This window comes from Mesorhizobium sp. M7A.F.Ca.CA.003.01.2.1 (genome assembly GCF_003998945.1).
Taxonomy (GTDB): Bacteria; Pseudomonadota; Alphaproteobacteria; order Rhizobiales; family Rhizobiaceae; genus Mesorhizobium; species Mesorhizobium ciceri.
The window spans coordinates 1-7302 of record NZ_RZRA01000177.1 but is presented as its reverse complement, the minus strand read 5'-3'; the positions used below and the strand labels follow the sequence as shown (position 1 = coordinate 7302).

Sequence of the window (7302 nt, the reverse complement as noted above, 5' to 3'; positions counted from 1 at the left end):
TGGCAAGATCGTGCTTGAGGTTTCCGCCTAGCGCGAGTTGATGCTCCTGCCCCTCTCGAACGGGTTATCCGATCCGCGCCTCGCCGTCGCTGTCCGGCACGTTTGGAAACAGCACCTTCAGCTTGTGTTCCGCGCTTGCCCAACTGCGCCTGTGATGTTGCCACAGGCACCAGTTGCTCACCGCAAAAGCTAGAATGCCGACAGTCACGGCGAGACTGACCATCGAGCCAACGACAACCTTGAGCATCACGCCGGCAAAGACACCGGCGATGGCACCGTTGACGACATTCACCATCCCTGCGGTTCCGGCGAACGCTTGCCAGGGCCTTGGCTTGAGGCCGACATCGGCCAGCAGAGCCGTTTGGGGGTGGAGTGAACCAGATAGCGCGCCATCGAAGGGGTGAGCTCGGTGTAGCAGTGCCTGATGCGTGCCATGCCGCGGGCGTGGACCATGTCTTCGATGGCCACCTGCACAGCCCTGACGAATGTCACCAGCCCAATGAAGTAGAGGCACGGCAACAGGATCAGGCTGAACAGCATGAAAGGAAGCCCCATCCTCGTCACCTGGGCCACGAAAGCAAGGGCGATCGTGGCGCTGGATACCGAAGTCAGGAACAAATTTGCGCGCTGATTCGCCTCCTGAATAGTCGCCGCCCTGGCGGTCCCCAGCACCAAATGCTCCGTCGTCATCATCTGCAGGAGTTGCTGTCGGTTCTCGCCTTCAGTGGTTTTTGTCTTCCTTGCAGGCATCGCAAAAAACCCGTTGCAGGACGCGCAACCAGCTCCTCAAAGCCGCCCACCCAGGAACGAACTGCTTCGGAAGGGGTTCCGGCGCAACCAAGACCGCTACCGTGGATCCCGGGGCAGAGCCGGATCACAGGCCGAGCCAATTTTGTCGACAGATAGCGAAACGATTGTCCCTGAGCATCGTTTCGAAACCAGACATGAATTTGATGAGGAGGCGATGATGAGCGCTACCGGTTTGGATGTCTTTGACAGGACGCTGCAGACAACCAACATCTGGCTCGACGAGATCATGGACGATCATGGTCCGGATCGGCGAATTGCATGGCACATATTGGGCGCGGTCCTGCGGACCGTAAGGGACAGGCTGCAGATCGGGCTTGCGGCCAAACTTGGGGCGGAACTGCCGCTCCTGGTGCGCGGCGCCTATTACGACCACTACCGGCCCGCAGCCGAGCCGGACAAAACGCGCTCCCTGGAAAACTTCTCGCAGCACATCGGCGAGGAATTGAAATCGATCCGCCCCGTCGATCCCGAGGATGCAGCACGCTCGGTGTTCCGAGTTCTTGCACGGCATATTGATCTTGGCCAATCGGCTAAGGTGCGCGATGCGCTGCCGAAGGAAATCCAGGCGCTCTGGCCCGAAAGCCTCGGTGTCAAATAGAGATGGCACGAATCTGGCGGCTCCCCGGACAGCCAGGCCGAGGCTGGCGCCCCTGTCGGGCGTCAGTCCCGCAAACGGTTGGCGGCATGATCCTGATGCTGCTCGGTCGCGACCTGCCTGGAGTCCAAACCGCGTTCTTTGGAATGCTGTGCCTTGTCGCGATTGGACAGAACCTTGTTTTCTTCGAGCTTGTCTTTTGGCGTCACGGTCATGGCGCCTGTGCCGGAACCCTTTCCTTGTGAACCTGCTCCGATGTGCTTCTTGCTGCCGTGTGCCATGGGCTGCCTCCAATCTATGACGAATGTTCCAGGAGCGTTGCTGGTCCGTGACGCGCTTTAGTCGTCGGCACGGTTCTTGTGATGGGCGCTTTCCTGATTCTTGCCGCGAAGCATGTTGCGGTCGTCTGGATCGACGAGGTCCGGTGTATCGGTCCTCATGTCCGCTCCCTTGCGCAGTGCTTCGCGTTCCGCCGCTGATCGTTTCAGATCCGCCTCGGCATCAAAATCCTTGCCGGCGTTCTTTGTGTTTTCCCGCTCTTCAATGATGCGAATTTGTTGATCGTGGGTTTTGCGTCCAGTCATCGCTTTCCTCCGGCGTGTTCGTGTCGGCGCCCGAAAGTGGTGCGTCGCCGGCCGTCTCTAAGGTCGGTTACGGCGTTTGCCTGTCCGAGCCTGCCTTCGTGCTGATAATGGCAAGGTGACGGGATCGTTCCGAAAGGCGTTGAAAAGCTTCTCGCCAGATGGCTCCGCTCGGCCCGGCGCTCACATTGACGCAGGCTCCGGCTGGCGCCCGCCCTTGTGAACCGCAGCGTCCTTTGAACGCTCGGCAACCGCCGGGCTGGTGCCGGATGCCTTTGCCGTCGCGGCACTCGGCTCCGCGCAGAAATCGATGACAGCCTGGATGAACTCCGCCGGATATTCGATGTTCGACAGATGGACCGCAGGCAGCACAACCAGCTTCGCGCCGGGTACCGTCGCGGCGATCAGCTCGCTGTGGCTGGCTGCCGTCACCGTGTCGTGCCGACCAGCGATCACCAGCGTCGGCCGGGGTATCAGTGCCACGGTGCGGCGAAGGTCCGCGTCGCGAACCGCCGCGAACAGACCCGCCAGGCCCTGCCGGTCGATAGCCAGCAGCATGGCGCGAAAGTCTTCGACCACAGGCTCGTTGGCGGCAACCAGCGACGCGGGGAACCAGTTGCTCAGGAACGTCTCGGCGGTTTCCGACATGTCCCGCGCCTGGCGCACCGCAGCGATCCGCTCGTCGAAATAGCTTGCCGGCGCCAGATGCGACGAGGTGTTGCTCAGGATCAGCCGGTCGATCCGCTCGGGCGCGTGGATGCCGAGCCACTGCGCGACGAACCCGCCGAGCGACAGGCCAAGGAAATGTACGCGTTGCAGGTCGAGCGCATCGAGCAACTCGATGACGTCGCGGCCAAGCCGGTCCAGCGAATAGGCGCCGACCGGAACGCTCGATCCGCCATGGCCGCGAAAATCGTAGCGCAGGACACGAAAATGCTTCGACAATTCGCCGACCTGCCCATCCCACATGTGCAGCGTGGTGCCGATGGAATTCGACAGCACCAGCACCGGCTTGCTTGCCTCGCCGTCGAAGCGGTAGGCGATGCGCGTGCCATCGCCCGTTGTGACGAAATTCAGCTCATTCATGATGAAGATTCCTTCTGGAACGTTGAACGAGACAGAGCCTAGCTGTGGAGCGATTTTGTTGATATTACAAAGATAAGACAATCTCTGTAACAAAAACTGACATGGCCGAATTCACCCTGCACGATCTGCAATGCTTCGATGCGGTGGTCCGCACCGGCGGTTTTCAGCCTGCGGCGGCCATGCTGTATCGCTCGCACCCCGCGGTGTTCGCCGCCGTCGCCAAGCTGGAGCGACAGCTCGGCCTCGTCCTTTTGGATCGCAGCGGCTATCGCGTGCGTCCGACCGAGGCCGGGCTGTCGTTCCACCGCCGAGCGCTATCGCTGCTGCGCGAGATGGACGGTTTGCGCGTCCATGCCGCCCAGTTGGCGATGGGTGAGGAAAGCGAGATCCATGTGGTGATCGGCGACCTGTGCCCGCGCCCGCAGGTGCTGGGCATGCTCGGGCGATTCTTCGCACAGTTGCCCGGCACGCGCCTGCATCTGCATTTCGAAGCGGTGGGCGGCCCATGGGAGCGTCTCTTCGACGACGAAGCCGACCTGATCCTGCACTGGGTCGACAAGGGCGATGCGCGGGTGGAATGGGTCGATTTGTGCAAGGTGTCCTTCATTCCCGTGGTGGCGCCGGGCTTTCTGCCTCAGCGTATCGAGCAGCCGATCACCCCGGACCAGATGCAGGCACTCACCCAATGCGTCATGCGCGACAGCGCCCGCCATTCGCCACAACAAAACTATTCGCTGATCGAAGGCGCGCCGCAATGCCTCGTCGCCGACCAGGGCATGAAGAAGGAGATCATCCTGCAGGGCCTTGGCTGGGGCCACCTGCCCCGCTTCCTGATCGAGGAAGAACTGCAGGACGGACGCCTGCACTCCATTGCCGGCCGTCATCTGCCGGGCCGCACCGACGAACTGGTGGTGGCGCGCCGCCGCGACCGGCCGCATGGGCCGATCGCGAACCGGCTGTGGGATCATATCCAGCAGGAAGCGCCGGCATTGCGCCGTGTGCTCGAAGCGCCGAAATCCGCCGAGGAAGTCAGCGGCCAACCAGCCAGCGAAAAGCGCGACGGATGAACGTTTGAGCGTCCTCCGTCACTGGTTCGCCGTGCGCCATCAGCACTCTTTCGGCCGGCCATGCCAGTATGCGTTGAAGAGCGGCACGCGCGGCGCGCCGGTCGGTAAAGCCGGCGCGGAATTTTCGCGGCACTGAGGGCTCTGCGGCCACCATCAGATCCAGCCGGGCTACGAGCGCCCGCCAGCCCTTGAACCATCCGGCGTGGAAATGCTGGATCAGATCGGTGAACAACACTGTCCTGCTTGCGCGGTGGAAGAAGACAATCTCGGTGGTGATCCTGTTGCCGCGCACGACGACCTGGTCGAGATCGTCCGCCCAGTCGGCGGCAGGCGTATCGCCGAGCTCGCCGCAGAAGAGGATATCTCGGCGCTTTTCCCGCAGGCCGGGTGGCGCATAGACCTTGGCATCGGGATAGCCGCGCTGCCAGTCAGCGAGAAACACGTGGTGAAGCGAATTGGGCGGGATCAGGAAGCGCACCACGCCCAGAGCGTCCACATCGGCGCGCAGCTCGTTCGTGAGCTCTACCGGTGACCAGATGAACAAACCGCCCCCGGACAATCCGATAACGGCCATACGCGTGGGATAGTGAAAGCCGGCGGCCGCCGTGACGATCGGACCATCCGCAATCCAGATCCCAAGGCCGAATTCCTTGAGACTACCAGCCATTTGCACATTGCTTCCCATAGAGCCGCTTGAATTCCGATGCGCCACAGTCGACCCTTCGCGGGATTGGCGGCTGCCGCAATGCGGCGGTCACGCAGCAAAAGTTTACATATGTGTAAATTTACACTAGGGTATAAAAATGACAACCCCAAAGCGGACCGAACGGTCGCGAAGCCTCATCCTCAATGCCGCCGACCTGGCGTTTCGGGAGATGGGGTTTGCCAACACCTCGGTCGAGGAGATCGCGACGCGTGCCGGCTTGACCCGCAAAACGGTCTACAATCTGTTCAGTTCGAAAGAAGAAATCGCGTTGCGGCTCATCGCCCGCGTGGAGGCGGGCGATGCCGCCTACCGCGCCCGCATGGCGGCGAACGAAGATGTATTCGTCATGCTCGAGACAGTCTTTCTCGACAGCGCCGGCTGGTGCCTGGCCAATCCCTCGCTTGCCAGGCTGGCTCTTGCCCCCGCCGAGCGTCCGTCCCTGCAGCCGCCGCCCGACCGGCCCTCATTCCAGCGCCTGGTCCGGGACCTTCTGGTGCTCGGCCAACGGCAAGGTGTCATTCGCAGGGATGACGATGCCAATTTCATGGCGCTGGTCCTGCTTGGAATATACGGCCAGGCGATGCTTTCGGCGCTTTCGGCCGGGTCATTCAGCGAGGACGAGATCAGGCACCTCATCCGCATCGTCGTTGAAGGGATCGGCAAACGCTAACTACGCGAACCACTTGTCCGCCGATCTCCAAAGCGCCGCAGGAGTGCTCCCGGCCTTCGCTTCATTGGCTGCTCTTCGGAGCCTTGGCGTCCTTTGAACGCTCCGCGATAGCGGGGCCGGCCCCGGACGTCTTTTCGGTTGCAGCGCTCGGCGTGGCTTGCTTTGGCGGGTTTTGTCCCTCCGACTGGCGGGTGCGGTCTTCCACTTCGCCCATCCGGCGGGTGAGCCCTATTCCGCCGGCAGGCTTCTCGTTGGCGGCCGCATCCTGGGAGAATTCATCGGAAGCGTCGGCATCGGTCTTTGCCGGATATTTCGTCGCACCGGTTTCATAGCGGGTTTCGTTCTCAGTCATGGCATCTCTCCAGTTGCATGACGGATAAACATCTCGGCGCTATCCGGGTTCCAATTCCTGGACTTGGATTCCGGACGGATCTGGATTCCGCCCGGTCGGCCACCCAAGCGACGAGATGAGCAGCACCCTACTGCAGCAGACCCTTGACGATGCCGCTCGCCTTGCCGAAATCCATCTGGCCGGCATATTTCTGCTTCAGTGCGGCGATCACCTTGCCCATGTCCTTCTGGCTGGCCGCACCGGTCGCGGCGATCGCCTCGCGCGCCGCAGCAGTTACCGCCGCATCATCCAGCTGCGTCGGCAGGAAGGTGCGGATGATCTCCATCTCGCCGCGCTCCTGCGCGGCCAGTTCCGGCCGCTTGCCGTCATCGAAGGCTTTGGCCGATTCCTCGCGCTGCTTCACCATCTTGGCCAGGATCTGCAGGATCTCCTCGTCGCTGGCCGGCTCCTTGCCTGACCCGCGATTGGCAATGTCGCGGTCGTGAATGGCGGCCTGGATCAGCCGCAATGTCGGCAGCCGGTGCTTGTCCTGCGCCTTCATCGCGCTCTTCAGGGATTCGGCGATTTTGCCGCGCATGGTGCATTCTCCTTCGATCGGCGCGGACAATAGCGCCGCGGGCGAGCCAAGGCAAACTCTGATGTGCCGGGGCAAGCCACTGATTTTGCTAGGCGAAATAAAATATGGCGGCATTTCGCATGATCATTGACCGCCCTGCCCCCTTCCCCTATGTACTGGGCCTTGCATGAACGGAAATTTGACTGCGTGGAAGCCGCGAAATCGCCGCTTCGCGCCGTTTGCCGCGCAGATGGCCCGCCGGGCCGGTTGCAGCGCGCGGCCTGACAGGAGTGCCGCATGGCCGAGATGACGCCCGCCTTGACCCCCGCTTGGGCCACGGAAAAGCCGACCGCCCTTCTGGTGCTGGCCGACGGTACCGTCATCGAAGGTCGCGGTCTCGGCGCCACCGGCTCCGCTGTCGCCGAAGTCTGCTTCAACACGGCGCTGACCGGCTATCAGGAAATCCTCACCGATCCGTCCTATGCCGGCCAGATCGTCACCTTCACCTTCCCGCATATCGGCAACATCGGCACCAATGACGAGGACATCGAGGATCTCAATCCGCTCGCCCGCGCCGGCGCCGTCGGCGCCGTGTTCAAGGCCGATGTCACCAACCCGTCCAACTACCGTGCCGGCACTGGTCTCGACCAGTGGCTGAAGAAGCGCGGCATCGTCGCTTTGTCGGGCATCGACACCCGCGCGCTCACCGCGCTGATCCGTGAAAAGGGCATGCCCAACGCCGTCATCGCGCATGCGCCCGATGGCGTGTTCGACATCGACGATCTGAAGCGCCGCGCCGCCGCATGGTCGGGCCTGATCGGGCTGGATCTCGCCAAGGAGGTTACGTCGGGCCAGTCCTCGGTCTGGCGCGAGACACCC

Annotated in this window: 12 protein-coding genes; 4 read left to right on the top strand and 8 right to left on the bottom strand. The window is 62.4% G+C overall.

The annotated features are described in order from the left end of the window. Positions 1-64 precede the first annotated feature (64 nt). Together EN969_RS35940 and EN969_RS09975 are read right to left on the bottom strand one after the other, a co-directional pair. Positions 65-295 carry a hypothetical protein gene (locus EN969_RS35940; RefSeq protein WP_244514335.1) on the bottom strand — a complete coding sequence of 77 codons (231 nt, stop codon included), beginning with the start codon at positions 293-295 and terminating at the stop codon, positions 65-67. Then, positions 289-750: a hypothetical protein gene (locus EN969_RS09975; protein WP_244514337.1), complete on the bottom strand. Its 462-nt coding sequence runs from the start codon at positions 748-750 to the stop codon at positions 289-291. The genes EN969_RS35940 and EN969_RS09975 overlap by 7 nt, the downstream gene beginning before the upstream one ends. Before the next feature lie 217 nt (positions 751-967). Here EN969_RS09975 and EN969_RS09970 point away from each other — a divergent pair, with 217 nt between their 5' ends. Continuing rightward, positions 968-1408 (top strand): DUF2267 domain-containing protein, encoded by a 441-nt coding sequence (locus EN969_RS09970; protein ID WP_013530134.1) that lies wholly within the window; start codon positions 968-970, stop codon positions 1406-1408. A gap of 62 nt (positions 1409-1470) precedes the next feature. Here the strand turns inward: EN969_RS09970 and EN969_RS09965 are convergent, their stop codons facing one another. The 3 genes from EN969_RS09965 to EN969_RS09955 all read right to left on the bottom strand — a co-directional run bounded on the left by EN969_RS09965 (position 1471) and on the right by EN969_RS09955 (position 3072). After that, a complete protein-coding gene (locus tag EN969_RS09965; RefSeq protein WP_063168782.1) occupies positions 1471-1686 on the bottom strand; it encodes a hypothetical protein in 216 nt (71 codons plus the stop codon). Between the two features lie 57 nt (positions 1687-1743). Beyond that, the gene (locus EN969_RS09960) at positions 1744-1989 is read right to left on the bottom strand and encodes a hypothetical protein (protein WP_013530132.1); all 246 of its coding nucleotides are present in this window, start codon (positions 1987-1989) and stop codon (positions 1744-1746) included. Positions 1990-2169: 180 nt separating this feature from the next. Continuing rightward, on the bottom strand, positions 2170-3072 hold the full coding sequence (locus EN969_RS09955) for an alpha/beta fold hydrolase (RefSeq protein ID WP_063168783.1): 903 nt from the start codon (positions 3070-3072) through the stop codon (positions 2170-2172). Positions 3073-3173: 101 nt separating this feature from the next. On the opposite strand from EN969_RS09955, the gene EN969_RS09950 reads away from it, so the two are divergent. Next, on the top strand, positions 3174-4139 hold the full coding sequence (locus tag EN969_RS09950) for a LysR family transcriptional regulator (RefSeq protein WP_013530130.1): 966 nt from the start codon (positions 3174-3176) through the stop codon (positions 4137-4139). On the opposite strand, the gene EN969_RS09945 is transcribed toward EN969_RS09950, so the two are convergent. Then, positions 4102-4806, bottom strand: coding sequence for a DUF4336 domain-containing protein (locus EN969_RS09945; protein ID WP_024504113.1), 705 nt, complete (start codon positions 4804-4806; stop codon positions 4102-4104). The two genes, EN969_RS09950 and EN969_RS09945, sit on opposite strands and share 38 nt — an antisense overlap. Positions 4807-4942: 136 nt before the next feature. On the opposite strand from EN969_RS09945, the gene EN969_RS09940 reads away from it, so the two are divergent. Next, on the top strand, positions 4943-5515 hold the full coding sequence (locus EN969_RS09940) for a TetR/AcrR family transcriptional regulator (RefSeq protein WP_063168784.1): 573 nt from the start codon (positions 4943-4945) through the stop codon (positions 5513-5515). Between the two features lie 61 nt (positions 5516-5576). Here EN969_RS09940 and EN969_RS09935 read toward each other — a convergent pair whose 3' ends face one another. Both EN969_RS09935 and EN969_RS09930 read right to left on the bottom strand, forming a co-directional pair. Next, a complete protein-coding gene (locus EN969_RS09935) occupies positions 5577-5867 on the bottom strand; it encodes a hypothetical protein (protein WP_063168785.1) in 291 nt (96 codons plus the stop codon). A 127-nt stretch (positions 5868-5994) separates the two neighbouring features. Next, positions 5995-6444, bottom strand: coding sequence for a GatB/YqeY domain-containing protein (locus EN969_RS09930; RefSeq protein ID WP_013530126.1), 450 nt, complete (start codon positions 6442-6444; stop codon positions 5995-5997). Between the two features lie 276 nt (positions 6445-6720). On the opposite strand from EN969_RS09930, the gene EN969_RS09925 reads away from it, so the two are divergent. Beyond that, the coding region (locus EN969_RS09925; protein WP_281060002.1) for a carbamoyl-phosphate synthase domain-containing protein at positions 6721-7302 on the top strand (582 nt) is incomplete at its 3' end.

What these genes read in the sequence shown, in the direction of transcription:
- EN969_RS35940 (WP_244514335.1), bottom strand. Translation starts at nt 295, where the DNA reads ATGGTGAATGTCGTCAACGGTGCCATCGCCGGTGTCTTTGCCGGCGTG.
- EN969_RS09975 (WP_244514337.1), bottom strand. Translation starts at nt 750, where the DNA reads ATGCCTGCAAGGAAGACAAAAACCACTGAAGGCGAGAACCGACAGCAA.
- EN969_RS09970 (WP_013530134.1), top strand. Translation starts at nt 968, where the DNA reads ATGAGCGCTACCGGTTTGGATGTCTTTGACAGGACGCTGCAGACAACC.
- EN969_RS09965 (WP_063168782.1), bottom strand. Translation starts at nt 1,686, where the DNA reads ATGGCACACGGCAGCAAGAAGCACATCGGAGCAGGTTCACAAGGAAAG.
- EN969_RS09960 (WP_013530132.1), bottom strand. Translation starts at nt 1,989, where the DNA reads ATGACTGGACGCAAAACCCACGATCAACAAATTCGCATCATTGAAGAG.
- EN969_RS09955 (WP_063168783.1), bottom strand. Translation starts at nt 3,072, where the DNA reads ATGAATGAGCTGAATTTCGTCACAACGGGCGATGGCACGCGCATCGCC.
- EN969_RS09950 (WP_013530130.1), top strand. Translation starts at nt 3,174, where the DNA reads ATGGCCGAATTCACCCTGCACGATCTGCAATGCTTCGATGCGGTGGTC.
- EN969_RS09945 (WP_024504113.1), bottom strand. Translation starts at nt 4,806, where the DNA reads ATGGCTGGTAGTCTCAAGGAATTCGGCCTTGGGATCTGGATTGCGGAT.
- EN969_RS09940 (WP_063168784.1), top strand. Translation starts at nt 4,943, where the DNA reads ATGACAACCCCAAAGCGGACCGAACGGTCGCGAAGCCTCATCCTCAAT.
- EN969_RS09935 (WP_063168785.1), bottom strand. Translation starts at nt 5,867, where the DNA reads ATGACTGAGAACGAAACCCGCTATGAAACCGGTGCGACGAAATATCCG.
- EN969_RS09930 (WP_013530126.1), bottom strand. Translation starts at nt 6,444, where the DNA reads ATGCGCGGCAAAATCGCCGAATCCCTGAAGAGCGCGATGAAGGCGCAG.